Source organism: Qipengyuania xiamenensis, assembly GCF_019711495.1.
GTDB classification, from domain to species: Bacteria; Pseudomonadota; Alphaproteobacteria; order Sphingomonadales; family Sphingomonadaceae; genus Qipengyuania; species Qipengyuania xiamenensis.
On the sequence record NZ_JAIGNM010000003.1, the window covers coordinates 316,291 to 342,061 of the forward strand.

22 protein-coding genes and 1 tRNA gene are annotated in these 25,771 nt (G+C 63.7%); 3 read left to right on the forward strand and 20 right to left on the reverse strand.

The window, feature by feature from the left end:
- Window positions 1-22: 22 nt before the first annotated feature.
- The 7 genes from K3165_RS13030 to K3165_RS13060 all read right to left on the reverse strand — a co-directional run bounded on the left by K3165_RS13030 (window position 23) and on the right by K3165_RS13060 (window position 8,205).
- Window positions 23-1,669 carry a hypothetical protein gene (locus K3165_RS13030; protein WP_221549322.1) on the reverse strand — a complete coding sequence of 549 codons (1,647 nt, stop codon included), beginning with the start codon at window positions 1,667-1,669 and terminating at the stop codon, window positions 23-25.
- Window positions 1,666-3,372 carry an Hsp70 family protein gene (locus tag K3165_RS13035; RefSeq protein WP_221549323.1) on the reverse strand — a complete coding sequence of 569 codons (1,707 nt, stop codon included), beginning with the start codon at window positions 3,370-3,372 and terminating at the stop codon, window positions 1,666-1,668. The genes K3165_RS13030 and K3165_RS13035 overlap by 4 nt, the downstream gene beginning before the upstream one ends.
- Window positions 3,373-3,380: 8 nt before the next feature.
- Window positions 3,381-4,202 carry a DUF2059 domain-containing protein gene (locus K3165_RS13040; RefSeq protein ID WP_221549324.1) on the reverse strand — a complete coding sequence of 274 codons (822 nt, stop codon included), beginning with the start codon at window positions 4,200-4,202 and terminating at the stop codon, window positions 3,381-3,383.
- Between the two features lie 102 nt (window positions 4,203-4,304).
- On the reverse strand, window positions 4,305-5,693 hold the full coding sequence (locus K3165_RS13045; protein ID WP_221549512.1) for a hypothetical protein: 1,389 nt from the start codon (window positions 5,691-5,693) through the stop codon (window positions 4,305-4,307).
- A 3-nt stretch (window positions 5,694-5,696) separates the two neighbouring features.
- Entirely contained in the window at window positions 5,697-7,100 is a 1,404-nt protein-coding gene (gene pgmG, locus K3165_RS13050) for a phosphoglucomutase/phosphomannomutase PgmG (RefSeq protein WP_221549325.1), read from the reverse strand.
- Window positions 7,097-7,399 (reverse strand): J domain-containing protein, encoded by a 303-nt coding sequence (locus K3165_RS13055; RefSeq protein ID WP_221549326.1) that lies wholly within the window; start codon window positions 7,397-7,399, stop codon window positions 7,097-7,099. Before K3165_RS13055 ends, pgmG begins: the two co-directional genes overlap by 4 nt.
- Entirely contained in the window at window positions 7,396-8,205 is an 810-nt protein-coding gene (locus K3165_RS13060; protein ID WP_247714133.1) for a division plane positioning ATPase MipZ, read from the reverse strand. The genes K3165_RS13055 and K3165_RS13060 overlap by 4 nt, the downstream gene beginning before the upstream one ends.
- 89 nt (window positions 8,206-8,294) lie before the next feature.
- Here K3165_RS13060 and panC point away from each other — a divergent pair, with 89 nt between their 5' ends.
- On the forward strand, window positions 8,295-9,149 hold the full coding sequence (panC, locus tag K3165_RS13065) for a pantoate--beta-alanine ligase (RefSeq protein WP_221549327.1): 855 nt from the start codon (window positions 8,295-8,297) through the stop codon (window positions 9,147-9,149).
- 3 nt (window positions 9,150-9,152) lie between these two features.
- On the opposite strand, the gene K3165_RS13070 is transcribed toward panC, so the two are convergent.
- The 11 genes from K3165_RS13070 to pepN all read right to left on the reverse strand — a co-directional run bounded on the left by K3165_RS13070 (window position 9,153) and on the right by pepN (window position 21,618).
- Window positions 9,153-10,538, reverse strand: a complete 1,386-nt coding sequence (locus K3165_RS13070) for a nicotinate phosphoribosyltransferase (protein ID WP_221549328.1) — start codon at window positions 10,536-10,538, stop codon at window positions 9,153-9,155.
- A gap of 65 nt (window positions 10,539-10,603) precedes the next feature.
- On the reverse strand, window positions 10,604-11,671 hold the full coding sequence (locus tag K3165_RS13075; RefSeq protein WP_221549329.1) for a bifunctional nicotinamide-nucleotide adenylyltransferase/Nudix hydroxylase: 1,068 nt from the start codon (window positions 11,669-11,671) through the stop codon (window positions 10,604-10,606).
- Between the two features lie 320 nt (window positions 11,672-11,991).
- Window positions 11,992-12,065 (reverse strand) — tRNA-Gly (locus K3165_RS13080).
- A gap of 73 nt (window positions 12,066-12,138) precedes the next feature.
- Window positions 12,139-12,780 carry an OmpA family protein gene (locus K3165_RS13085; protein WP_221549330.1) on the reverse strand — a complete coding sequence of 214 codons (642 nt, stop codon included), beginning with the start codon at window positions 12,778-12,780 and terminating at the stop codon, window positions 12,139-12,141.
- Complete coding sequence (locus K3165_RS13090; RefSeq protein WP_221549331.1) at window positions 12,777-14,648, reverse strand: cation:proton antiporter; 1,872 nt, start codon at window positions 14,646-14,648, stop codon at window positions 12,777-12,779. The genes K3165_RS13085 and K3165_RS13090 overlap by 4 nt, the downstream gene beginning before the upstream one ends.
- Window positions 14,649-14,736: 88 nt before the next feature.
- Window positions 14,737-15,273 carry an adenine phosphoribosyltransferase gene (locus tag K3165_RS13095; RefSeq protein WP_221549483.1) on the reverse strand — a complete coding sequence of 179 codons (537 nt, stop codon included), beginning with the start codon at window positions 15,271-15,273 and terminating at the stop codon, window positions 14,737-14,739.
- Window positions 15,274-15,350: 77 nt separating this feature from the next.
- Entirely contained in the window at window positions 15,351-16,199 is an 849-nt protein-coding gene (locus K3165_RS13100; RefSeq protein ID WP_221549332.1) for a cytochrome c1, read from the reverse strand.
- A 24-nt stretch (window positions 16,200-16,223) separates the two neighbouring features.
- Entirely contained in the window at window positions 16,224-17,516 is a 1,293-nt protein-coding gene (locus tag K3165_RS13105; RefSeq protein WP_221549333.1) for a cytochrome b, read from the reverse strand.
- 23 nt (window positions 17,517-17,539) lie between these two features.
- Window positions 17,540-18,094, reverse strand: a complete 555-nt coding sequence (gene petA, locus K3165_RS13110; RefSeq protein WP_221549334.1) for a ubiquinol-cytochrome c reductase iron-sulfur subunit — start codon at window positions 18,092-18,094, stop codon at window positions 17,540-17,542.
- Window positions 18,095-18,314: 220 nt separating this feature from the next.
- Complete coding sequence (gene pgeF, locus K3165_RS13115) at window positions 18,315-18,974, reverse strand: peptidoglycan editing factor PgeF (protein WP_221549335.1); 660 nt, start codon at window positions 18,972-18,974, stop codon at window positions 18,315-18,317.
- Entirely contained in the window at window positions 18,967-21,618 is a 2,652-nt protein-coding gene (gene pepN, locus K3165_RS13120; RefSeq protein WP_221549336.1) for an aminopeptidase N, read from the reverse strand. The genes pgeF and pepN overlap by 8 nt, the downstream gene beginning before the upstream one ends.
- Window positions 21,619-21,771: 153 nt before the next feature.
- Here pepN and K3165_RS13125 point away from each other — a divergent pair, with 153 nt between their 5' ends.
- Window positions 21,772-23,016 (forward strand): M48 family metallopeptidase, encoded by a 1,245-nt coding sequence (locus K3165_RS13125; RefSeq protein WP_221549337.1) that lies wholly within the window; start codon window positions 21,772-21,774, stop codon window positions 23,014-23,016.
- Complete coding sequence (locus K3165_RS13130; RefSeq protein ID WP_221549338.1) at window positions 23,013-23,804, forward strand: Rossmann-fold NAD(P)-binding domain-containing protein; 792 nt, start codon at window positions 23,013-23,015, stop codon at window positions 23,802-23,804. The genes K3165_RS13125 and K3165_RS13130 overlap by 4 nt, the downstream gene beginning before the upstream one ends.
- Here K3165_RS13130 and K3165_RS13135 read toward each other — a convergent pair.
- Together K3165_RS13135 and K3165_RS13140 are read right to left on the reverse strand one after the other, a co-directional pair.
- A complete protein-coding gene (locus K3165_RS13135; RefSeq protein WP_221549339.1) occupies window positions 23,788-24,732 on the reverse strand; it encodes a DMT family transporter in 945 nt (314 codons plus the stop codon). The two genes, K3165_RS13130 and K3165_RS13135, sit on opposite strands and share 17 nt — an antisense overlap.
- Window positions 24,729-25,724 carry a threonine aldolase family protein gene (locus K3165_RS13140; RefSeq protein ID WP_221549340.1) on the reverse strand — a complete coding sequence of 332 codons (996 nt, stop codon included), beginning with the start codon at window positions 25,722-25,724 and terminating at the stop codon, window positions 24,729-24,731. Before K3165_RS13140 ends, K3165_RS13135 begins: the two co-directional genes overlap by 4 nt.
- Between the last annotated feature and the right edge of the window lie 47 nt (window positions 25,725-25,771).

The following is a 25,771-nucleotide window of genomic DNA, read 5'->3' on the forward strand; positions in this document are numbered from 1 at the left end:
CAGGGGCGTTCCTGATCCGTGGTCACAGGCCGCGCAAGGTTTCGAGCGGGACCCGCGCCGGAGCGGTGAGCATGTAGGAGATCAGCGCCGTCTGGACCCTGCAGCGATCCGAATGCGACGGGTTCTGCATGACCTTTACGAAGTCCTCGCGCGAGAGCCCCACGCTGCCCCTTGCCTGGTCGATCAGCCAGCCGGGCACCGAATAGGAGAACTCCCCCGTCTTCGGCTCGACGTTGAGCAGTTTCGCATCGAGCAGTCGGCGCGCCAGTTCCTGTTCCGCATCGAGCTGTTCCTGCGTCATTCGCGGCCCGCCACTCCTGAAGCTTGCATCGAGCACCGCCGCGCAGCTTTCTCCGCCTTCCTTGCGCGCTGCCTGCAGCCAGTCGAGCTGCTGGGCCTGGATGGCGACAAGCATGTCGAATTCGGCAGACTGCCGGGCGAAGAGGATTTTCTGGCGGACGAACTGCCGGGGATCGCCATAGAGCGCAGCGCCCTGAACCGGCCCGAGGAACCGTTCGAAACTGGCCGCGAATTCGGGATCGCCAGCTTCCACGTCGGCAAAGCTCGTGCCCGCGCCGAATGCGGTTGCCGACGCGGTGTCGAGGCCTTCCTTGCGCAGTTCCTCGATGCTCGCTTCGGACTGGGCGCCAAAGTCCGGACGGCGATCGTCGTCGAAGACGCAGAAGCGCAGCGCCTGCGCGATCACGAACACGATGAAGAGGCGCTGGACGATCCAAGAGACCGTTTCGTTTGCTGGCTTTTCCCAGCTCGCCACACGCTCTTCATCGAGCAGCGCTTCCAGTTCGGGGAATTGGGTCCGCACGGTGAAGAGCAGGCGATCGATATCGCCGCGCTTGATGCGCAGGCGGTCGAGGATGTTCGATTTGCCGGGCTGCGAAAGCTCGACCCACGCCTTGTGCAGCGGGTGGCCCGCGTCCATCACCTCCTCGTGGAAGCGCATCCCCTCAATACGCGCATTCAGGAATTGCAGGGCGTAGCGCTCATCGAGATCGCCTGCGGCCCCCAGCCAGCTGAAGCTCCGGTTGGCGCGCTCTACCAGCGGGGCACTGCGCGGCCAGGCCGAGGCGAGCAATTCGGAAAGGGCGTGATCGATCCGGTCGTGGAAGGCGATGTCGCCGTCCACCGCCGCCGCGATGAGACGGTCCAGCGCGGCTTCCGCCTGCTGGTATTCCTCTAAAGCCATTCCTTCCGGGCTGTACTCGCCATCGGGATAGAGGACGGCGCGCAACTCATCCCAGCCGTCGGGCCGCACGGGCGGTGCCGACGGGGCCGGAAAGCCGAGCTCGCTGCCGGAAACGCCCGGATCGCCCATGTCGCCCACCAGCGCCTCGCGCGACAGTTCGTCGGGCCGGATTTCCCAGCCGAATTCGTCCTCCGGATCGAAGCGGGGCTGCTCGATACCCGCAGGTGCACCGATGTCCCACTCGTCATCGTACCAGTCGTCGTCATCGTCTTCGAAGCTTGTGCTTTGGAAAGGCGGCTGTGCGGCAAGCCTGAGCGCGAGGTCGCGCGCTTCGCGCAGCTGGGCATAATCCTGAACTTGCTCGTCGAGGTTCATCGCCTTCAGCTTGACCGAATAGGCCTTGCGAATAGCCGATTTCTCGCGCGTTTCCTCTATCCCGAGGACACTCCAGGGAAAGCCGCTCATACCGGCGGGTTTGCCTCGATCTCGTCGACCAGCTGCATGAGGCTTTCACGTGCATCGGCGATGATGCGCGGGTCCTGCTTTTCCAGCGCGGCCTTGAAGTTGTCGAGCGAGCGGCCGACGAATTCGCGCACCGGCCCCGTGAAGCCTTCGTAGCACCGCTCGGCACGCTGCATGGCGGCAATGTTCACCTGCTCGTCGCGCGGATGGACCTTGAGCTTTTCCAGCGCAGCGCGGCTCTTCTCGATTTCCTTCTTGCTGCGCTTGTCGTCCTCGTCGACGATCACGACGTTCTTCTGGTAGCCGCTGGCCGGGACCGACACGTCGATTTCGAGCAATCCGTTGGTGTCGTAGGTGAAGCGCACCTCGACCTCGATCTCGCCGCGCGGCTTTGCAGGCACGGGCACGACCAGTTCGCCGAGCTTCACGTTGTTCTTCACCTGCCGCGCTTCACCCTGGTAGATGCCCGAGTGGATCTGGCGCTGGCCGTCCTCGGACGTGGTGTAGCTCTGCATCCGGCTGACCGGCACCGGCGTGTTGCGCTCGATAATCGGCGAGAAGATACCGCCGATGCGGCCGCCATAGGCATCGTCCATCCCGATCTCGATACCCAGCGTGAAGGGCGCGACATCGGTGATGCGGATTTCTTCCAGCCCGTCACCGTTGGAGAGCAGGCCCGCCTGGATCGCGGCCCCCAGCGCCACGGCATGATCGGGGTGGACAGTGGAATTGGGGAAGCGCTTGAACATGCGGGTGAGCGCCTTGCGCACCACCGGCATGCGGGTTGCACCGCCAACCAGCACGACGTCGGACAGGCTTTCGACATCGATGCCGCTGTCGCGCAGCGAGCGGATCACCGGATCGCGGAGGCGCTTTACCAGCGCTTCGGCAGCCTCCTCGAATTCCTGCGTGTCGATGTCGGCAGTGAACTCCTCGTCGCCAACGGTGACGCGGAAGGTGGCGAGGTTCGCGCTCGAAAGGTCGCAGCGGGTCTTCTCCGCTGCCAGCTGCAACAAGGCCTCGCGGCGGTCGGAGGGGATGCGGTCGAGCACGTCGGAGGCACCCAGTTTCGGCTCTGCCAGCTTGACCATGACCTCGTCGAAATCGTCGCCGCCAAGGCGGTTGTCACCGGCGGAGGCGCGTACTTCGACGATGCCTTCGAACATCTCCACGATCGAGACGTCGAACGTACCGCCTCCAAGGTCGAAGACGAGGAAAGGCTCGCGCTCTTCCTTGTCGATCAGCCCGAATGCGAGCGCGGCTGCGGTCGGCTCGTTGATCAGGCGTTCGACCTTGAGGCCAGCAATCTCGCCCGCCCGCCGCGTGGCGCGGCGCTGCCGTTCGTTGAAATAGGCAGGGACGGTGATCACGGCGCCTTCGGGTCGTTCGCCCGTGGCCGCCTCGACATCATCGACGAGGCTGCGCAGCACCATCGCCGAGAGTTCTTCGGGCGTATAGGAGCGCTTGCCGAGCGTCGCCTCGCTTTCCGTCCCCATGCGCCGCTTGAAGCTGGTCACCGTTTCGGACGGATGCGTCGCCATCCGGTCGAGCGCGGCGCGCCCGACCCAGCTCTGCCCGCTCGAATCGATCGAGACGGCCGAAGGCGTCAGGAATTCGCCCAGCGCATTGGGGACGAGCTCGCTCTCCCCGTCGCGCCAGATCGCCACCGCACTGTTGGTGGTGCCAAGGTCGATACCGATGATCATGTCTGTGCTTACATGTCCCCGAGCGGTTTCTTCGAGTCTTCGCGGCGTTTGGCAGCATAGGCGAGGCCATCTTCGAGCGTTTGCGCGTCGAGGCCGGTCAGTGCCTGCAAGCGCGTGCGCTCTGCCGCATCGAGGTCGGACCAGGTGCGCTCGGCAGGGAGATCAGCCATGCGTTTTTCCATCTCGAGCATCATTTCCCGAAGCGAGCCCATCATGACCGGGAGAGCCTTGAACACGGCGCCGACAAGGCGCGGATCCTGCTGCAGCGCCAATGACTTGCGAGCGTAGGACTGGCCACTCTCGGTCTTGAAGAAAGTCGCGACATCAGTGAGCTCGCGCGTCGAAAAGTTGGCGGCGTAAACCTCGATCATCGCTTCGCGCATGATCGGCTCCATCGCCTGCATCATGCCCGTCATCAGTTCGGGCATCATCTCTGTGATGCGGTCATTGCGTTCCTGGCGAACCGGGTCGACGAGCAGCGAAGCCTCCTCGATTTCGGCATCGGTCATCTCGCGCGCAACCATGTCGACACCAAGCTCCCTCGCCAAGGAGGGCGCATCCATCTTTGAAGCCAATTCCAGCATCGGCTTGATCATGTCGTCGAAAGTTCCGCCCATCATTTCCGCCATCGCGCCTTCGGGCATGATCATCGTGATCACCTCGCGCGCGAGCGGCAGATTGGCCTGCTGTTCTGCGGTCAGCGGCTCAGGCTTGAACATCTCCGCCATGGTGGCGAAGACTTCTTCCTGGCTCTGCTCTTCTTCCTGAGCGATGACCGGCTGTGCCGACAACGCCAGCGGCGCGCCAAGCGCGAGAATCCATTTTTTCATGTACGCGTCCCTCCCAATATTGGGCCCTTACTGCCGCAGCACTGAGTAAGGCTCAAGTATTCACGCAGCGTAATTTCGATCGCCCAGACAAGCGCGTGATTTTTACAACGCAGCGAGTGCCGGCAAGGCATCGCCACGGGGGCTTTCGAGAAGGACTTCGAGCAGGGTGATCGTCACGCGGCAGCGTTCCGGATGGCCTGTATCTGCGAGCGCCTGTCCGATTTCCGCGCGCTCGAGTCCGCCGCGCACCCGCGCCTCGCGGATCGCCCAGTCGGGCAAGGCAATGCTCGATCCGCCCGCGGTCGGCAGGATGAAGTTGCGGTTGTCGAGGAACTTGATGGCGAGCTCCTGTTCCTGGAGGATGACCTCAGGGCCGAGCTGCAGGTCCTTGCGCAGGAAGCTTCGCGAATAGACATCGCGGCAGTGCTCTTCACCCTGCTGGCGGGCGGCCTGGAGCCACGCGAGGTATAGGCGGCTCGCCTCGATCAGTTCGAACCTCGTGACCTCCGGTCGCACCCGCAGGATCTGGTGCCTGACATATGAACGCGCCTCGTCCACGTCGTAGCCGTCTGCCGCGACGTTGAATGCGAACATGTCCGCGAATTCGCGGTCGCGGTCGGCGATGGCGGCCATGTCCACGCCGTCCCCGAAGATTGCCATGGCGATCGCATCGAGCCTCGCGATGTCGAAGGCCTCGGTCGAGATCGGAGCCGGCACGACAGTCGTGCTGACCGGCGCAGGCGCGCTGGTCGGCGCAGGGGCGGGATCGGGCCTGCGATCATCATCGTCCGTATCGCTGCACATGGCGACGAGGAAGAACAGCCCGAAGAGCCACCAGATACCGTATTTGTCGAGGCCATAGCGCTCGAAGACGCTCGAATTCTGGAGGCCGTAGTCCTCAACCTCGGCCTGGTAGCGCGAGGGTTGGTAAGGCTCGGGCTCCGTCCAACCCTCGTCATGCGAGGGATCGGTGTAGACGCGCGGCACCGAAACTATCTGCTCCGGCTCCGGCTCCGGCTCCGGCTCCGGCTCCGGCTCCGGCTCCGGTTCGGGTTCGGGTTCGGGTTCGGGTTCGGGTTCGGGTTCGGGTTCGGGTTCGGGTTCGGGTTCGGGTTCGGGGAGCTCTTCCTCCAGCTCCGAGACGTCAACCGGCTGCGCCCGGAGATCTTCCGGGTCGGTATCCTCATAGACGGGAACATCGATACGCGGCGCTTCGGGCGCAGGAGGAAGGTCGGGGATCGGCGGCGGCGCGACCGGTGAAATCGTGTCGTCGACAACCGGTTCGCCCCGCTCTGCAGCGCGCAACTTCTCCGAGGCAATGAACAGGGCCTTTTCGCGTGCCTCGGTCAGGCGGGCGAAGGCCGAAATGCGCATCGAGATGTCGAGTTCGGCCTTGCGCGCGTCATAGGCGGCGCGAATTGCATCCTTATCGGATGTTTCGCCAATCCCGAGTTCGGACCATGGCCATTCGAGCTGCGACCCCGATGACAAGCCTTAGTGCCCCACGCTTTCTCCGCGCTCGAGGCCCGACATTGCCAGCTGTTCGTCGATCTGGCCGACGAGACGTTCGAGGCCTTCCTCGCTATCGCTTTCAGCGCGAGCGACGAGCACGTCCTGCGTGTTCGAGGCGCGCAGCAGCCACCAGCCGTCCGAGGTATTCACGCGCACGCCGTCGGTGCCGTTCACATCCGCATCGGTGCCCGAGAGACGCTCCTTCACCTCTTCGATGGCGGCAAACTTGCGGCTCTCGTCGACCTGGAAGCGCATTTCGGGTGTGTTGATCATCTGCGGCATGTCGCTGCGCAGTTGTGTCACCGACTTGCCCAGCCGCGCCGAGGCGGCAAGCAGGCGTACACCCGCATAAAGCGCATCGTCGAAGCCGTAATATTCGTCGGCGAAGAAGACGTGGCCGCTCATCTCGCCCGCCAGCGGGGAGCCGGTTTCCTTCATCTTCGACTTGATCAGCGAATGGCCGGTCTTCCACATCAGCGGCTCTCCGCCACATGCGGCGACATGATCATACAGCGCGCGGCTTGCCTTCACGTCGGCGATGATCGTTGCGCCCTTGCGGCTCGCCAGCAGGTCCTCGGCATAGATCATCAGCAGCTGGTCGCCCCAGATCACCCTGCCCTCGCCGTCGATCGCGCCGATCCGGTCGCCATCGCCATCGAAAGCCACTCCGAAATCGAGGGACTTTGCGGAGACGAGCTTTCGCAGGTCTGCAAGGTTTTCCTCGACAGTAGGATCGGGATGATGATTGGGAAAATTGCCGTCAACCTCGGTGAAGAGAACATGATGCTCGCCCGGCAGCTTGGCGACGAGCTTTTCGAGCGCGGGACCGGCAGCGCCGTTGCCCGCATCCCAGCCGACCCGCATGCCGTCGAGCGCGGAGGTGTCGACACCGTCCAGCGCCGCGACCATGCGGTCGATGTACTCGTCCATGACATCGCGGTCTTCGACCTCGCCCGCACCGTCAGCCCACTCGCCTGCCGCCGAGAGCCGGCCCAGTTCCTGGATGTCCGCGCCGAAGAACGGACGGCCCTGGAACACCATCTTGAAGCCGTTGTAATTGGGGGGATTGTGGCTGCCGGTTATCTGGATGCCGCCGTCGATTTCATCGTCGCTGGCCTCGGCATAATATAGCATCGGGGTCGCGCCCATGCCGATCCGCACGACATCACAGCCCGCCGCCGTCAGCCCTTCGACCAGCGCATGTTCGAGCATGGGCGAGCTGACCCGCCCGTCATAGCCGACCGCAACGCGGCTGCCGCCTGCATCGCGCAGCATCGAACCGAAGGTCCGCCCGATCGCGCGGGCGTCGTCCGCACCCAGGGTCTGCCCGATAATGCCGCGAATGTCGTATTCGCGCAGGACGGTTGCGTCGAAGGTGTGGCTCATTGCGGGGGCTCCAGCGGTTCGTGGGGTAGGTCGTCCAAGAGAAGGTCGCGCGCAGCGTTGAGTTCCTGCATCTGCGCCTTGCTGCCGCCCTTGTCGGGGTGGGACATTGCAGACATGCGACGATGCGCCTCGCGGATTTCCGCGTGGTTGGCCTTGGCCGAAACGTTGAGCAGCTGACGCGCGCGGAAGATCGCCTGCGACCGGGTGGGCGCGGGGCGGAGATAGTCCCACGGCCACTTCCCCAGCGCCCAGCGGCAGAAGAAGCTCGCCGCGACGAGGAACATGACGATCTTGATCATGCGGTTTCCGTTTCCTTGGTTCGTTCGACCGCTGGCAGGCGGAGGGAGGCGAGCAGCCCGCGCAATTCCTGCCGCGCGACAAGATGGCTGGTGCCGAGATCGCCGAGGTGCCCCTTGTCGAGCAGGGTAAGGCCCGAGGGGAAGAGCTCGCGATAGATGACGCGCTCCGACAGGCCCTTGGCCACGCGGAAGCCCACGCGCTTGGACATCTCGGTCAGCGCCTGCTCGATACGCGCGACATTGCGTGCCTCGGTATGGCCGGTGCGATTGCGCACGACGACCCAGTCCATCGGTGGGCGGTTTTCCTCGATCGCCTTGCGACTGCGCTGGATCCGCGCTTCCCAGATCAGCTCGGCGTAGAAGGACAGTTTCTTGACCTTGAAACTCTCGCCCTCAACCTGCCCGATGAGATCGAAATCGACGAAGCTATCGTTCATCGGCGTGACCAGCGTATCGGCATGCGTCGCGGCGAAGCGCGCCAGCGGATCATCGCGCCCCGGCGTATCGATCAGGATGAAATCGGCATCGCGCCCGTGGCGCTGCACCATCTCGCCGAATTCCTCTGCCGGGATCAGCGGGACCGTGTGGCACTCGACGGAAGGCAGGTCGATGCCGCGCCTTGCAGCGGTGTCCGCGCGATTGTCGAAATAGCGGTTCATGGTGCGCTGGCGGTGGTCGAGATCGAACGCCACGACCTTCGCGCCCCGGTATGCGAGTGCAACTGCCACATGCACCGCAGTGGTCGACTTGCCCGTCCCGCCCTTCTCGTTGGCGAAGGTAATCCAGTGGGGGACAGCGTGCGGCAAGTGGTTTCCAGCAATTGAGAAGTTGATGCCCGCCCTCGCGCGGCGCTAGGGCAGCAGGTGCTATCGTTCTTATCCAAGGGGATGCATGCGTGCAAACAGTCCGCGAACTTGAAGTGTTGAGGAATTCGATCGCTGCCCTGCGTGAAAGCGGGGGGTCGATTGCGCTCGTTCCCACAATGGGCGCGCTGCACGAAGGCCATCTCACGCTGATGAGGCGCGCAAAGGAGGCGGCCGAGCATGTCGTCGCCTCTATCTTTGTGAACCCGCGCCAGTTCGGCGCGGGCGAGGATCTCGACGCCTATCCGCGCCAGCTGCAACGCGACAGCGAACTGCTCGAGGCCGAAGGCGTGGCGCTGCTCTGGGCGCCGATGCCCGACGAGGTCTACCCGCAGGGCTACGCCACGAACATCTCGGTCGCAGGCGTTTCCGAAGGGCTGTGCGGCGGGGACCGGCCCGGCCACTTCGACGGTGTGGCGACGGTGGTGTGCAAGCTGTTCAACCAGGTCACGCCCGACATGGCCTTCTTCGGCGAGAAGGACTGGCAGCAGCTTGCCGTCATCCGCCGCATGACCCGCGACCTCGACCTGACCCGCCCGCATGTCGATGCGGTGCACGGCGTGCCCATCGTGCGCGAGGATGACGGGCTCGCGATGAGCAGCCGCAATGCGTATCTCTCGGCCGAGCAGCGCGCACAGGCTGCTTCTCTGCCCAAGGCAATGCGCGATGCGATTGCCGTCATTGCGGGAGGTGGGTCGGCAGATCGCCCACTCGGCAATTTGCGCGAAGTGCTGCAGGTCTCCGGCTTCGACAGCGTCGATTATGCGGAAGTGCGCGACGCCGACAGCCTCGAACGGCTCGAGGCGGACAATGGGAATGCCCGCCTTTTCGTTGCCGCGAGGATCGGCGGGACGCGGCTGATCGACAATATGCCGATCAACCGCTGAGCCCTATTTCCAGCTACGCTCGCGCACCGCGTCGAAGCTGTGGCGCACGAGCAGTTCGCCATTGCGCCAGACCGGCTTGAGCTGGTCGTCCGCCGGATCGATTTCGTCGAGACGCTTGGCGACGAGCTTGCCACCTTCCTCGACCACAGCCTGGCGGCCCGCTTTGCTGGCCTTGCTCGGATCGGTGGCGGGCTTCTTCGACACATCGTGCCAGCTGCCGTCCTCGACCTGCATCGCATTGGCTTTCATGGCGAAGCGAAGCGTGTCGCGATTGACCAGCTGCAAGAGCCCGCCGCCCATGCCGAAGGCGATGTTGTCGATGGCAAAACCCGCATCGCCGACCGCTTTCACAAGGCGCGCTATGCTGTCGACATTCATGCCGTCGCCCTGGATCACGCGGATATGCGGGTCGAGCACCTTGAAGCCCTTGCCGTTCACCGAACCGCCGAAGAGGTCCCACAGCTTTTCCAGCGTACGCAGCGGCGTTTCGACCGGATCGCCGCTGTCAGGGCGAACCACCAGCGTGCCCTTCCGGCTCAGCACCTTGGCGCGCAAGTTCTCGCCCCAGATTTTCTCGACCGCTTGATCGAGATCGTAGCTGTCCGAGACGACTGCAACGAGCGCGCCCTCGCCTTCGAAGCTGTCGAGCATGTTCTCGTAAGCGGCCTCTTCCCGCTCGCGGCCCCAGCTCGTCATCGTGCTGTGTTCGGCTGCGGGGATCGAAAAGCCCGGCATGTCGGCCCCGTAATAGCGCCGCGCGGCAAGAATACCTTCCAGCGTATCGGTGCCGCTGAAGTTTACGAGGTGCGCCATCCCGCCCAGTGCCGCGCTCTCGCCGCTCGACACGCCCCGCGCGCCGAAATCATGCAGCTTGAAGGGCAGCTGGCCTGCCAGATCGTCGCTCGTGCGCTCGAGGCCGGCGGCGATCACGCTCTTGCACTTGCGGCTAAGCGTGGCGACCGTCGTCGGATACCAGACCGCGCGAAGCAGCGCCGTTTCGACGAAGGTCGTCAGCCACGGCATACGCGGGTCCGTATTGACCACCTGGAAAAGCGGCACCGATGTCGGCACCATGCTGCCTTCATCGAGCGCGCTGATCTCGATCGGCAGGTAGCCTCCGTGGTCCTCGACGATGGCTTCCCAGCCCTCGCGATTGAAGGGCACGCCGTGTGCTGCGCAGAGCTCGGCGGCCTCCTCGATATCCTCGCGACTGACGGGCTTGCCGAGATAGTCGATCAGGAAAGGCTGGAGGCCGAGGAACAGCACTTCGTCCGCAAAGCCATTGATCCGGCTTTCGCCATAGGCGCTGATCGCGCGCGCTTCTGGCGGGTACTGGAGGAAGTGGCTGTGCTTGTAGCTGTCCGTCGAAAGGATGATGTTGTTTGCCATGGTGTGAACTCCTCACGTTTGGCGGGTCGTATGGTTCGGAACTCCTCCGAACCGGTTAAAATCGCTTACAAATTCGCCATCTGCTCGATGATCGACCAGTGGTCCTCGAACATCTGTTCGGGCCGCAGTTCGCCGAGGCGGTACCAGCGGGCGTGCGCGGCATCGTCACCGCCCTTTACTTCTGCCAGTTCACGCCGTTCGGGCATGCGGAACAGGAAGGCGTGCGTGATGATACGGCCGCGCAGGCTGCGGGCAGGCGCATCGAACACGCGCGTTTCGCTGTCCTCGATGAAGCTGGCGAGCATGGCGGGAGGGATCTGGCCCTTGCCGTCCGAGATCGCCGTTTCCTCGCGCAGCTCGCGGATCGCCGCATCGCGAATGCGTTCGCCCTTGCCGACGAAGCCGCCGGGCAATGCGAGCAGGCCCTTGCCGGGCAACTGGCCGCGTTCGACGAGCAGGATATGCCCAGCCTGCACGACCACCGCATCGGCCGTCACGAAAGGTCCTTCCCCCCACTCCTTGGGGTAGGCTTCGAGATATTCGCGTTCTGCAAGCAGGCGCTTGAACTCGTCACCACGGGCGAACTCCTCCAGCTGTTCCGCCACGCCCTTCGACAAGGCTGCCTGCGGGACTTCGGGGATGCGCTGGAAGAAGCGCTGGCGCACGTCGCTCGCCCCGAAGGTCGCGTTCTCGGCCTCGATCTGGATCGAGCCCCATTCGGGGAAGAGCTTCAGGTAATAGCTCGTATTGTCCTTCCCGTATCCGGCGAGCACGACCGAATAGTCGCTGGTGCCATGCAGCCCCAGGCCGTCCGGATTGGCATCGGCGAGGATGATGTCGCGCACGCGGCGCTGCGCTTCGGCGACCCATGCCGTGTCGGAATAGAGATGATCGTCGAGCGGCTCGACGACCAGCCGCCCCTGCGCCATTTCATAGGCGAAGGAACCGCGCAGCATCTGCTCGCGCTCTGCGAAGGTGAAGGGATTGCGCGGATCGCGCGCCACATTTGCCGAACCCACCAGAACGACCAGTTTCGCAACACGGTCGAGCGCGTCGCGGATGATGTGTTCGTGACCAAGGTGGAGCGGCTGGAAGCGTCCGATAAAGACGCCATAATCGGCTTCGTATGCCATTGATCGAGACTCCCTCGATTGCTGTTTATGCAGGCGGACTCCCCGCCTACGCATACGTATGTGATAGAAAGGGCCGGATGGTCAAATGTCGCTTTCGCACAAGGGGTTGCACGCAAGTAAAGTTAACCGGCGGTTGCATGTCCTCCCAATGGGGGACTAGCCTTTATTCGAAAGTGCTTATATGCCCTTCGCCAACGAATGGGCTCCGAGTACAGCCTTTCGGGTTGCAAGGCCGGATGAGCACGCAAAAAAGCGCGCCTCCGGCCTTTTTGCTGCCCGTTGCAGGCGTGCCGTTTTCAATCGCGCTGATCGGTAAGGAATGGAGCGGGTAAGGGGAATCGAACCCCTCTAGCCAGCTTGGAAGGCTGGAGCATTACCACTATGCTATACCCGCATCCCGGCGGCCCTGTGCAGGGCCGCTTGAGCGGAGGCGCAGATGCCACCGCTAACAGGGTTTCGTCAACACATCATTGTGCCGGACTTGCACTCTGCGCGGCATTGGCCGGAGCGGCATCAGCCGCATCGGTTTCGGTAATCGTCTCGATCAGCGATGGGCGCCGCTCGGTCGTGCGGCCGGTTTCGACCGTCACCTCGACACGGCGATTGGTCGCGCGCCCTTCTTCATTGGGCGAACCGTCGGGCAAGGCATTGGGCGCAACGGGATTTTGCTCCCCGAATGCGATCACTTCAATCCGTTCTTCGGCAACGCCGTTTTCGACGAGGAAGTCGCGCACCGCCTCGGCCTTGAGGCGCGAGGCCTCCAGATTGGCTTCGTCGCTGCCTTCCGAATCCGAATGGCCGCGAAGCACGATCGCGCCGCCTGCACCCATTTGCGGCGAATCGACGATCGTCGCCAGCTCGGCGCGCGCTGCTTCGGTCAGTTCGGGCGTACCATCGGCGAAGGAAATCGTGGTCTCCAGCGGACGCAGCGATTCCGGCGCAATACCGTTTCCGGCACCCTCGCCTTCGTCGTCCTGGAAGATCGAACGCGGCCCATCTGTGGGCGTGGCTTCCGGTTCCGGTGCATCCCCGCTCGAGCACGCGCCAAGCATCGCGCAGGCGGCAATGCCCGCGAGCCAGTTCCTGCCTTGTGTCGCTGTGCGGATCATGTCGGTTGCACCCCCTTGTTCTTTGCAGCCTTCTTCGCGGCCTTTTCTTCTGCGCTGCGCGTTTGCGGCGGAGAGAAGCTGAGGATCGTATCCCCTGCTCTCGGCTCCGGCTTGGCGGCATGGGTGAAGAAGCGGATCGTACCGTTGTCACGCATCAGCAGCAGCATGTTCGCCGCATCGGGCAGCTTTTCCTGCATCTTCTCGAAATCGAATTCTTCGGACAGCTTGGTCTTGCGGAACACCCAGCCCTGCCGCTGGCGTTCGCTGACATCCTCCACGCCGAAGCCGCTTTCGAACAGGGCCCTTCCGCGCAGGCCTTCCGGGAGCGAGTGACGATCTTCGCCATCGGCGCTTTCACCCAGCTGGAACACGCTGTCACGACCGATTTCATGGGCGAATTCGTTGCAGACGAGCGCGTTGTAGGCCTCGTTCTCGGTTGCCGCGACGAGGTTCTGGTACGGCGCCAGTTCGAGATTGTGCTCTGTCGCTTCGTTGAGGATTTCGCCGTGGTAGAAATCTATGCCCTTCTGTCGCGCGAGGCCGAGGCGCTGCCAGCTGGCGTCGACCACGATCACGGGCGCCTTGAGGTCGCGCATCTGTTCGGCCAGCGCGATCGTCCAGGGCGTGCTGCCGACGATCAGTATGCCGGGCCGGGTCACCCCCTTCACCTTGAGCAGCTTGGCGACGAAATCGATGGTGAAGCCGTGCGCCACGATCGTGACCACCACCACCGCAAAGCTCAGCCCGATGAGAAGGCCGCCGTCGTTGAAGTTGAGGTCGGCAAGGCGCAGCGCGAACAGGCCCGAGATTGCCACGAGGACGATGCCCCGCGGTGCGATCCAGGCCAACAGCAATCGCTCGTTCCAGGGGATGCTGCTGCCGAGAAGGCTGATCAGGATCGTCGCCGGCCGCACGAGGAAGAGCAGCGCGAGCAGGAAGAGCATCATCTTGAACCCTGCCGTCGTGAGCGGATTCAGGTAGGCCAGCTCGTCCCTGCCGAGCGAGGCCGAGAGCAGGATGAAGATGCCCGACACCAGCAGGATCGCGACATTCTCCTTGAACGGGTGAATGGATCGCAAACTGGAGACATTCATGTTCGCGAGCGCCACGCCCATCACGGTGACGGCAACAAGGCCGGCCTCGTGCTCGATTAGGTTCGAAACCACGAAAACGCCGATGACCGCGGTGAGGAGCACCGGAACCTTGAGATATTCGGGGACCGCGCCGCGGGGAAACGACCACGCAATCGCAAGGGCGGCGGCATAGCCGATGAGGCCAGCAATGATCGCGGCGATGATCAGCGGTGGCACCACTTCGAACAGCGAGGCACCGGGGCTCTCCGCGACCTTGCGGAAATACTCATAAGCGATCACCGCGCACAGAGCGCCGGTGGGATCGTTGACGATGGCTTCCCACTTGAGGATCGAGGCGGGACGCGACTTGATCGAGCTCTGCCGCAAGAGCGGGATAACGACGGTCGGGCCGGTGACGACGAGGATACCGCCGAACAGGATCGCCACTTCGGGCTGCAATCCGGCGATATAGATGCCTGCCAGCGCGCCGAACAGCCAGCCCAGCGCGACGCCGACGGTAGCAAGTCGCGCGACTGCGCCGCCAGTATGCCTGAGTTCGCGGAAGTCGAGGCTCAAGCCGCCTTCGAAGAGGATGAGCGCAACGCCCACCGCCACGATGGGTTCGAGCAGTTCGCCGAAAGCATGTTCGGGATCGAAGACGCCAAGCCCGACAGGGCCGGCAAGGAAGCCTGCTGCAAGCATGAGAACGATGGCCGGCCAGCCTGTCCGCCACGCAAGCCATTGCGCGCCGATGCCGAGTATGCCCACCAAGGCTATTACGAGTGTCTGTTCCATGCCCCTCGCGATCGTTTCGGCCCCCAAAGGGCCGCTCGGTGCTTCAATGCCTTAGTGCGCCGATATTTCCAAACGCGGCGGGATTTTCTCAGTCGCCCTCGAATTCCATCAGGGCGGCGACTTCGACATCGCACTCGCGAAGCTTCGCAGCACCGCCGAGATCGGGCAGGTCGATGACAAAGAAGGCATGGCTGACCACTGCCCCGGCCTGGCGCAGGAGTTGTGCGGTCGCACAGGCCGTGCCGCCCGTCGCTAGGAGGTCGTCCACCATCGCGACCCTCTGGCCCGCGGTTACCGAAGTGGGATCCATCTCCAGCCGGTCGCTGCCATATTCGAGGGCATAGTCGACCCCGATGGTATCGCAGGGCAGCTTGCCCGACTTACGCACCGGCAGGAACGGGAGGGCGGACTGGGCGGCGACAGCGGCCCCGAAGATGAAACCGCGCGCTTCCATGCCCGCGATCGCCTCCGCGCCGCTGTCCTTCACGCGGGCCGCGAGCCAGTCGACCGTCGCTGCAAAACCGGGGCCGTTACCGATCAGCGTCGTGATGTCGCGAAACTGGATACCCTTCACGGGGAAGTCCGGAATGGTGCGGACCAGCGATTTCAGTTCCTGCGGCGTGATGGCTTCTCTCCTGAAACGAAAACGCCCCTCGCATCGCGTGGATGAAAGGGGCGTTTCAAGTCGCTTGTCGGCGCGGATTACTTCTTGGGTTTCACTGCCGCCCAGATCTGGCGCTTCGACATGTATGCGAGAACGGTTGCGAAGAGCAGGAAGATCAGGACCGGCCAGCCGGTCTGCTTGCGCTTCACGAGGGTCGGTTCCGCAGTCCAGGTCAGGAAGGCGGCGACGTCCTTGCTCATCTGCTCGATCGTAGCTTCGGTCCCGTCGTCATAGGTCACCTGGCCAGCCGTGGTAAGCGGTGCCGCCATGGCGAGGTTGAGGTTCGGGAAATACGGGTTGTGGTGCAGACCCGGGCCAGGTGCGGCTTCGGGGTGCTCCGCGAGCAGTTCTTCGCTCGGCGGGCCGTAGCCCATCAGCAGCGATGCGACGTAGTTCGTGCCGTCGCCGCGTGCCTTCGTCATGAGCGAAAGATCGGGCGGGATGGCGTTGTTGTTCGCCGCGGCAGCCGCAACATTGTTCGGATAGGGCGACGGGAAGTAGTCGGTCGGCAGGCCTGCGCGCATGGTGGCTTCGCCGGTGTTCGGGTCGATACCAGGAACCTGCTTGGCGGCGGCATAGGCCTTCACCTGCGCTTCGGAATAACCGAGCTGTTCGAGATCGCGGAAGGCGACGAACTTGAGGCTGTGGCAAGCCGAGCAGACCTCGTCATAGACCTTGAGGCCGCGCTGCAGCTGGGTCTGGTCCCACTTGCCGAAAGGCCCGTCGAAGGACCACGAGAGGTCCATCGGCTTTTCGTAGGGCAGGTGACCGGCCGGCTCTTCGGTCGCGGCGTTATAGGCGCCGATCACAAAGGCATAGAGCGCGACGAGCGCGAAGCCGAGACCCACGAGAATCGCAACGAGGCGGACGCTGAGAAGTTTGAGCATGACCTTGTATCTTTCTCGTATCGCTTAGACAGCCGGCTCGGCGTTTTCGCCCTTCACCATCTTCTTGTCCGAGCCGAGGACGGCTTCGGTGATGGAGTAAGGCAGTTCTTCGGGCTTCTCCACGCTGCTGATGATCGGCAGGATCACCAGGAAGTGGATGAAGTAGTATGCCGTGGCGATCTGGCTGAGCATCACATAGGGTTCTTCAGCCGGCGCGCCGCCGCAGATGAACAGGACGATCATCGCCGGGATCAGGCCGAACCAGAAGAACTTGCGGAACAGCGGACGGTAGTGGCCGCTGCGCACCGGCGACTTGTCGAGCCAGGGCAGGAAGAACCACAGCAGGATCGATGCGAACATCGCGATCACGCCCCACAGCTTCGCCGGCAGGATGAAGTCCACGGTGAAGGCGCGCAGGATCGCGTAGAACGGCCAGAAGTACCATTCGGGAACGATGTGCGCCGGGGTCGAGAGCGGGTTTGCCTCGATGTAGTTGTCCGGATGTCCGAGCGCGTTGGGCAGGAAGAAGACCAGCGCGAAGTAGGCCAGCAGCGCGATGCCGAGGCCGAAGCCGTCCTTCGCCGTGTAATACGGGTGGAAGGGAACGGTATCGCTTTCGCTCTTCACTTCGACACCGGTCGGGTTCGACGAACCCGGGATGTGCAGCGCCCAGATGTGCAGGATCACGACGCCCGCGATCACGAAGGGCAGCAGGAAGTGCAAGCTGAAGAAGCGGTTCAGCGCGGCGTTGTCGGGGGCGAAACCGCCGAGCAGCCAGATCTGGATCGGCTCGCCGACCAGCGGGATTGCGCCGAACAGGCCGGTGATGACCTTGGCACCCCAGAAGCTCATCTGGCCCCAGGGAAGCACGTAACCCATGAAGGCGGTGGCCATCATGAGCAGGAAGATCACGACGCCCAGCAGCCAGATCATTTCGCGCGGAGCCTTGTACGAGGAGTAGAAGAGGCCGCGGAAGATGTGGAGGTAGACGACGATGAAGAAGAAGCTGGCGCCGTTGGCGTGCGCATAGCGCATCAGCCAGCCCCAGTTGACGTCGCGCATGATGTGCTCGGTCGTGGCGAAGGCGACCTGCGCATTCGCTGCATAGTGCATGGCGAGCACCACGCCGGTGACGATCTGAACGACCAGGAAGAAGCCGGCGAGAACGCCGAAGTTCCAGAAGTAGCTCAGGTTGCGCGGAACCGGATAACCGGCGCCGACGGCATTATAGACGAGGCGCGGAAGCGGCAGTTTCTCGTCGAGAAACTTGGTGACCGCATTCTTCGGTTCGTACTGGCGTGCCCAGGGAAAGCTCATGTCTGTCTCTCTCGTCTTCTAACTCAGCCGACCTGGATGACCGTTTCCGAGGTGAACTCGTACTCCGGAACTTCGAGGTTGGTCGGGGCCGGACCTTTGCGGATGCGACCGGCAGTATCGTAATGCGAACCGTGGCAGGGGCAGAAATAGCCACCATACTCACCCTTTACCTCACCTTCGGCAGCGCCCAGCGGCACACAGCCGAGGTGGGTGCAGACGCCCATGGTGACGAGGATGTCGCCGTGGCCTTCCTTGGTGCGTTCGGCCAGGGTCTGCGGATCGCGCAGGCCGGCGTTGTCGTCGCGCTGGGCGGCGGCGATTTCTTCCGGCGTGAGGCGCTTCACGAAGAGCGGCTGCTTGCGGAAGACCGCCTTGATCGCCTGGCCCGGCTCGATGCCCGAGACATCGACCTCGGTCGAGCTGGCAGCCAGGACGTCCTTCGACGGAGCCATCTGGGTGACAAGCGGATATACGACAGCGAGGCCGCCGATACCGGCCGCGCTTACCGCAGCAATGTCGAGAAAGTCGCGGCGCCGTACGCCGTCTTCGGGATTAGCGGTTGCAGTTGTGTCTGCCATCAGCGCCTTGCCTTGCCTGCTTTAGCTGCCGCACCGGGTGGAGCGGCCTTGAAGTTGCGTTCCAAAAGGGCCGGTTGCAGTGAAGCTGTCTGCGCCGAAAAATCTTGCGCGGATGCCCCCGGCAATACCGGTTTGGTCGCGCCTCTAGCCGCTAAGGGGCACCTTGCCAACCGCCATTTTGGCAACTGACGTAAGCTTGCATGCAATCTGCGGGCCGCGTTCAGGGCAGTGCGATTACGCTGGTTTGCCGCCCTTGGGTGGGTTCGGAGCGATGGGTGGCCCGGCGAAACGAATGGAAGCGCGTTTCGTCGGCATAGGTATCGAGCGCGAGATCCGCGATTCGCCCCGCCCCTGCCTGCGTGAGCCGGTGCGCCACATAAGCAGGCAGGTCGAACTGGAAATGCCCCGGGCGCCCGGGAGCGAAGAAGCGCTCGTCCCCGCTGTCGAATTGCTCGCGGAAGCCCTCGTCCACTTCGTAGCTCGCCTGCGCGATGGTCGGGCCGATGACCGCCGCGATATTCGCCCGGTTCGCTCCGAGCTGCTCCATGGCGTCGAGCGTATTTTCGAGGACACCCGAGCGGGCACCGCGCCAGCCGGCATGCGCAGCCCCGACGACACCTGCTTCGCGGTCCGCCATCAGGACCGGCGCGCAATCCGCCGTGACGATGCCGATAAGGAGGCCGCGACGGTCGGTGACGATGCCGTCACCCTTGCGTTTCTCGCCGCCCGCCTCGCGCATTACCAGCACATCGGGGGAATGGACCTGTTCCAGCATGACCAGCGGCGCACCCGGCAGCACGTCGCCGCACTCCAGCCCTTCGCGGGTCGAAAAGCCGTGCGGCACGCCTTCGAGCGCCTCGCTGGTCAGCACCTCAGCCAAGGGATCGCGTGACCTGTTCGAACGTATCGCGCGACAGCTTGGGTGCAGCGGCAATCCGCTCCAGCTGCTCGCGCATCATGGCTGAACGGGCCGGCTCCATCTTGCGCCAGCGCCCAAGCGAAGGGACGAAACGCGCCGCGGTCTGGGCGTTGACCGGATCGAGCTCGAGAATGAGGTCGGCAATCAGCTTGTAACCCTCGCCCGAGGCAGCGTGGAAGCCATGCGGATTGGCCGCGAACGCCATGTAGAGCGATCGCACGCGGTTCGGGTTCTTCATGGTGAAGTCCTCGTGCTGGGCCAGCGCCTTCACATGCTCGATGACATTGGGATGCAGCGACATCGCCTGGAGCGAGAACCACTTGTCGACGACCAGCGCATTGTCCCGATAGCGATTGTAGAAATGGAGCAGGCGGCCTGTGCGCTCGGCGCTGTCGATGCCGGTCAGCACCATCAGCGCGCCCTGCCGGTCGGTCATGTTGTCGGCGCGATCGTACTGGTGAGCAGCGAGTTCGGCAGCCTTCTGCGGGTCGCTGGCCGAAGCGTAGACGAGAACGAGGGTCTTCAATTTGCGCGCGCCCTTGGCCTCCGCGCTCTGCGAATAGGGTACCGCTTCCACCCGCTCGTAAAGGCGGTGCAGCTCGTCCTTCAATTCGGTGCCGATCGTGGCCTTCAGGGCTTCGCGCTCTTCGAAGATCCGGCCCGGATCGGCCGCCTCGATCTGCTCCATGATGTAGGTCTGGCTGGGCATGGAAAGCAGCTCGCCACGCATGAGATCGTCGAGCGCCTCGTCCGCGATGACGCTGCGAAGCGCACTGACGATATCCGTCGTCCCGGCCGCTCGGTCGTCATCGCCAAGCTCGCCCTTGCTGGCCGCGACGAGGTGCCCGACCATGAGGTCCTGCATCGCCTCGTAGCGAGCGAACGGATCGTCATCATGACGCGCCAGGAACACGAGATCGCTGCGCTCGATATTCCTGCTGATCGTGACCGGCGCCGAGAAGGTCCGGTTGATCGACAGGACCGGCAGTTGCGCAAAACCGGGGAAGCGGAACGTGTCGCTCGCCTTGTCGAGCACGACCAGCTGTTCGCCCGAATGCTTGGCACTCTCACGGTCGAACAGCGCGATCTTGAGCGGGATCGGCATGGGCTTCTTGCCGGTCTGCCCAGGAGTGTCGGGCACTACTTGCGAGAGGGTCAGGACCGCATCGTCGCCTTCGTGCGCAAGCTCGACGCTGACCTTGGGTGTCCCTGCCTGCGAATACCAGAGGCGGAACTGGGTCAGGTCCAGCCCTGCGCCATCCTCGATCGACTTAACGAAATCCTCGCAGGTCGCCGCCTCGCCGTCGTGGCGGTCGAAGTAGAGATCGGTGCCTTTGCGGAAAGCCTCTTCCCCCGCCATCGTGCGCATCATGCGGATGACTTCGGCGCCCTTGTTGTAGACCGTGGCGGTGTAGAAGTTGCTGATCTCGCGGTAACTGTCGGGCCGGATCGGATGCGCGAGCGGTCCCGAATCCTCGGGGAATTGCGCCCCGCGCAGCACGCGCACATCCTCGATCCGCTTGACCGGCTCGCTGCCCATGTCCTGGCTGAACAGCTGGTCGCGCAGGACGGTGAACCCTTCCTTGAGGCTGAGCTGGAACCAGTCGCGGCAGGTAATGCGGTTGCCCGACCAGTTATGGAAATATTCGTGGCCGATCACGCCTTCCACGCCGTCGAAATCGCCGTCGGTGGCGGTTTCCGGATCGGCGAGGACGTATTTCGTATTGAAGACGTTGAGGCCCTTGTTCTCCATCGCGCCCATGTTGAAATCGGACACGGCGACGATGTTGTAGAGATCGAGATCGTATTCGCGGCCGAACACCTCCTCGTCCCATTTCATCGAGCGCTTGAGGCTCTCCATGGCGTGCTCTGTCCGGTCGAGGTCGCCGTCGCGCACCCAGACGTTCAGCTCCACCTCGCGCCCGTTCATCGTGGTGAAGCTGTCATTGCGGGCAACCAGATCGCCGGCGACCAGTGCGAAGAGATAGGACGGCTTGGGCCAGGGATCGTGCCATTCGGCCCAGTGGTCGGCGCCATCCTCGCCCTCGGCCACCTTGTTGCCGTTGCACAGCAGGATCGGGAATTGCGCCTTCGGCCCGCTCATCTTCACGGTGTAGGTCGAGAGGACATCGGGGCGGTCGGGGAAGAAGGTGATGCGCCGGAAACCTTCGGATTCGCATTGCGTGCACAGCATGCCGTTCGACGCATAGAGGCCCATGAGCTGCGAATTCGCGCTCGGATCGATTTCAGTCTCGATCCCGATTTCATGCGCATTGTCGTCCAGCGTCAGGATGAGATCGTCGCCATCCATCGCGAAGGCCTGCGTCGGCGTGCCGTCGACCGTCACGCTGGTCGGCACCAGCCCGTCGCCATTGAGGCGGATGGTGGGCGAACGGCTGACCTTATCGTTATGCACCACGGTCAGCTTGCTGCGCACGCGGGTCGATTCCAGGCCGAGTTCGAACTCGAGATGCGTTTCGGGTACGAGCCAGGCGAACGGGGTGTAATCCTCGCGCCGGATCTCGGGCGGATCCTTCGGCTCGACGGCGGCGTCGGCCATTTCGATGTTCCCGTCGGGGGTCGTGGGGGTGCGCGCGATATCCATGTCTGTCCTGCCTCGAATGTCTGTTTGGCAATTGCTCTGTCATCTGGACCAACGCCCGTCGAGTGTTTGCGTTCATTCGGCGGAACGCTGGTGCAGACCGATTGACAGCATGGCCGCGGCAGAGCAGCCAGCTTTTCAAAGGGAGGAAGGGTTATGTTCGATCTGCTCGCGGCCAGCGCGGCAAGCTTCGATGTGGAGGCGGCAACGCGCGCCTATCTGGACACATTGCAGGGTCCGGCGAGGGCGAAGTCCGACGCCTATTTCGAAGGCGGCTACTGGCTGATCCTGTTCGGGACCGTTGTCGGCGTCCTGATCGACTGGCTGATCCTGCGCTTCCGCATGGCCAAGGCGTTCCGCGATCTGGGCGAGCGCTGGTTCAAGCGCCGTTTCGGCGTAACCTGGCTGACCGCACTCCTCTACCTGGTGGTCGGCGCCGTGCTTGCGCTGCCGTGGTCGATCTACACCGGCTACTGGCGCGAGAAGCAGTACGACCTGCTCGACCTCGGCTTCGGCGCATGGCTGGGCGAACAAATGATCGGGTTTGCGATCAGCCTCGTCATTGGACCGATTATCGTGGCGATCATCTATGCCGTGATTGCCCGCGCGCCGCGCAGCTGGTGGGTATGGGGAACGGGCGTAACCGGCGTGTTCCTCTTCGTGCTCGGAATGCTGGCCCCGGTCTTCCTGTCCCCGCTGTTCAACGAATATACCGAGATGGAAGAAGGCCCGCTGCGCGACCGGATCGTGGCGATGGCGCAGGCGCACGATGTGCCTGCCGACAACATCTACGTGTTCGACCAGTCGAAGCAGCACAAGCGCATTTCGGCCAATGTCTCCGGCTTCGGACCCACGATCCGCATCTCGCTCAACGACAATTTGCTCGAACGGACAAGCGAAGAGGAAATCGTTGCCGTCATGGGCCACGAACTCGGGCACTATAAGCTCAATCACGGGCTGACCCGAACGCTCATGATGCTCGCGGTCATCGGCCTCGGCCTGTTCCTCGTGAGCATTCTCGCGCCGAAGCTCATTGCGCGCAAAGGTGCGGACTGGGGCGTGAAGGATGTCGCTGACCCCGCGTCGATCCCGGTGCTGAGCCTGCTGCTGTCGATCTACTTCATGCTGGCGACACCGCTGTTCAACAACATCACGCGCGTGCAGGAGAACGAGGCGGACGCCTTCGGTCTCGAAGCCGCACAGGAGCCGGACGGATTTGCGCGCGCCGCGATGCGCCTGTCCGAATACCGCAAGCTGGAGCCGGGCGATCTGGAGGAGTTCATCTTCTTTACCCACCCCTCGGGCGAAAACCGCGTGCGGCGCTCGATGCAGTGGAAAGCCGACAATGTCGAAAATCCGCAGATCGAGACACCGCCCGAAGGCTATCTCGACGCAAAATGACCCGCCTGCTGATATTCGGTCTCGGCTACACCGCCTCGCGCATTGCGGACGCCATGCGCGATCGCGGGTGGCAGGTCGATGCGACGGGCAGTGCGGGCAATCTCGATTTCGATGATCGGGACATCGTAATGCAGGCCCTCGACCGAGCGACGCATGTGCTTTCCTCGGTCCCTCCGGACCGTGAAAGCGGTCTCGATCCGGTGCTGGACACCTATCGGGAAAGCATGGGCGGCGCCTGGTACGGCTACCTGTCCTCGACCGGCGTCTATGGCGATGCCGCAGGCGCATGGGTGGACGAAAGCTCGCCCACGGGCACCGGCCGGCGAAGCGCGCGCAGCGATGCGGATGCGCTGTGGCTCGAGCTCGGCGCGCGGGTCTTCCGCCTGCCGGGTATCTACGGGCCGGGACGCAGCATTTTCGAGCGGCTGGAACAGGGCAAGGCACACCGGATCGACATGCCGGGGCAGGTCTTCAGCCGCTGCCATGTCGACGATATCGCCGCAGGCGTTGTCGCTGCGCTCACGAGCGATGCGCCGGAAGGGGCCTACAATCTTTCCGACGATCTTCCGGTCAGCCAGAATTGCGTGGTCGAGGAAGCGTGCCGGATCATGGGTGTCGAACCGCCACCGCTACAGACCATCGAGGAAGCCGACCTCTCGCCGATGGCGCGCGGGTTCTATGCCGAGAACCGCAGGGTCGCGAACGGCAAGGCAAAGCGCGTGCTCGGCTGGGAGCCGCGCTATCCGACCTATCGCGAGGGTCTCGCGGCGATCAGGGCTCGGGCGTAGCACGGCGCGGCGGCGGTGCGCTGCGACCGCGTAGCGCCACGACCATGCCGAGCAGCGTGATCGCAGCCCCGGCGGCTGGCAGCGGGCCCCAGACGAAGCCCTCGAACAGGGTCGACAGGATCATCGCGACGATCGGAACGATGACCGAGCTATAAGCGGCCTGCCCCGCCCCGACCTTGCGCACGAGGCCGTAATAGAGCGGGAAGGTAATCACCGATCCGGCTAGGCCGAGGTAGAGGATGCCGAGCGAATAGGCAGGCCGCGTATCGAACTGCGGCGGTCCCTGTGTGGCAAGCGCGAAACCGGCGTTCAGCACCACGCCGACGACCATCGACCACGAAAGCAGGGTCAGCAGCGGCTGGCGCTTGGCGCCCTCCATCGCCTGCACGATATTGGCGGCACTGGCCGACAGGATACCGCCCACGGTCAGTCCTGCGCCGAGCAGCACTTCACCGAGCGTAGCAGGCGATGCACGCCATTCCTGCGCGAACAGCATCGCCACGCCGACAGCTGCAATCGTGGAACCGAGCACGAATTCGCGCCGGATCGGCTGGCCGAGGACGAATTTGCCGAGGATCGCATTGGGCACCACCAACAGGGCGAACATCACTGCCACCAACCCCGACGTGATGAATTTCTCCGCATTGTAGACGAAGCTGAAGTTGAGGCTGAACTGGAACAGGCCGAGCGCAAGCGCCCAGCGCCATCCGGCACGCGGCAATGCCAGCGGCTCTCCGCGCATTTTCGCGAGGACGAACATACCGGCGGCCGCCACGATAAAGCGCCAGGTGATCGACCAGCTGGCGGGCACGCTCGAAATCTGGTCGCGGATGACCAGCCATGTCCCGCCCCAGATCAGGCTGACGAGCAGGAAAGCGACAAGGTTGCGTGGGCTCAGCAGGCTTTCGCCGCCCGGTGATGCGTTCATAGGTCCGCGATCGCTTTCGCAAGGGCGCGGGCATCTTCCTCGCGCGTGTTCCAGGCCGTGACGAACCGGGCCGCATCGGCGCCCCAGTCGTAAAATTCGAAGCCGCGGGTGCGAAGGGCTTCACGCTCTGCCGGGGTGCAGCGCACGAAAAGCTCGTTTGCCTCGACAGCATGCATCAGCCGTTCGCCACAAGCCGTGGCGATCTCGGCCGCAGCCGCATTGGCCGCGCGGCCGTTCGAAAGCCACAAATCGCCATCGAGCATCGCGTGGATTTGGGCTGCAAGAAAGCGCCCCTTGCTCTGCAAATGTCCCGCCCGCTTGCGGCGATAGAGCGCCACGTCGGCCAGCGCCGGATCGAAGAAGACGATCGCTTCGGCGCTCATCCCACCGTTCTTGACGAAGCCGAAGCTGAGCGCGTCGACAGGCCCCGCGACCTCGCCTGCAGGAAGGTCGAGGAAGGCGGCGGCATTGGCGAAGCGCGCGCCGTCCATATGAAGGCCGAGACCGCGCTCGTCGGCCACCGCCCTGAGGCTCGCGACCTCGTCGGGCCGATAGCTGCGTCCGTATTCGCTCGCCTGCGTGATCGAGATCGCATGCGGCTGGACCTGGTGCACATCGTCGCGGATCGGATCGATCACCTCGAGTACGGAAGTGCGGTCGATCTTCGCCCCCTCGCCCTCTGCCAGCAGCAGCTTTGCGCCGTGGAGATAGAAACCGGGCGCGCCGCCCTCGTCCATCTCAATATGCGCCTCACGGTGGCAGACCACGCCCCCGTGCGGCTGCACCATCGTCGCAAGCGCAAGGCAATTGGCCGCAGTGCCGGTTGCCACCCAGAGGCACTTCGATTCACGTCCGAACAGGGAAGACATCTTCTCGTCGAGCGAAGCGCTCAGGTCATCGCCGTCATAGGGCGAATCGGGCGTGTCGGCAGCGCGCATGGCGTCCCAGATCGCGGGGTGAACACTGGCGGCGTTGTCTGACAGGAACTTCATGGGAACGCCTGTAGCGAGCGATGCGTTGGTTGCACAGCAAGGAAAGA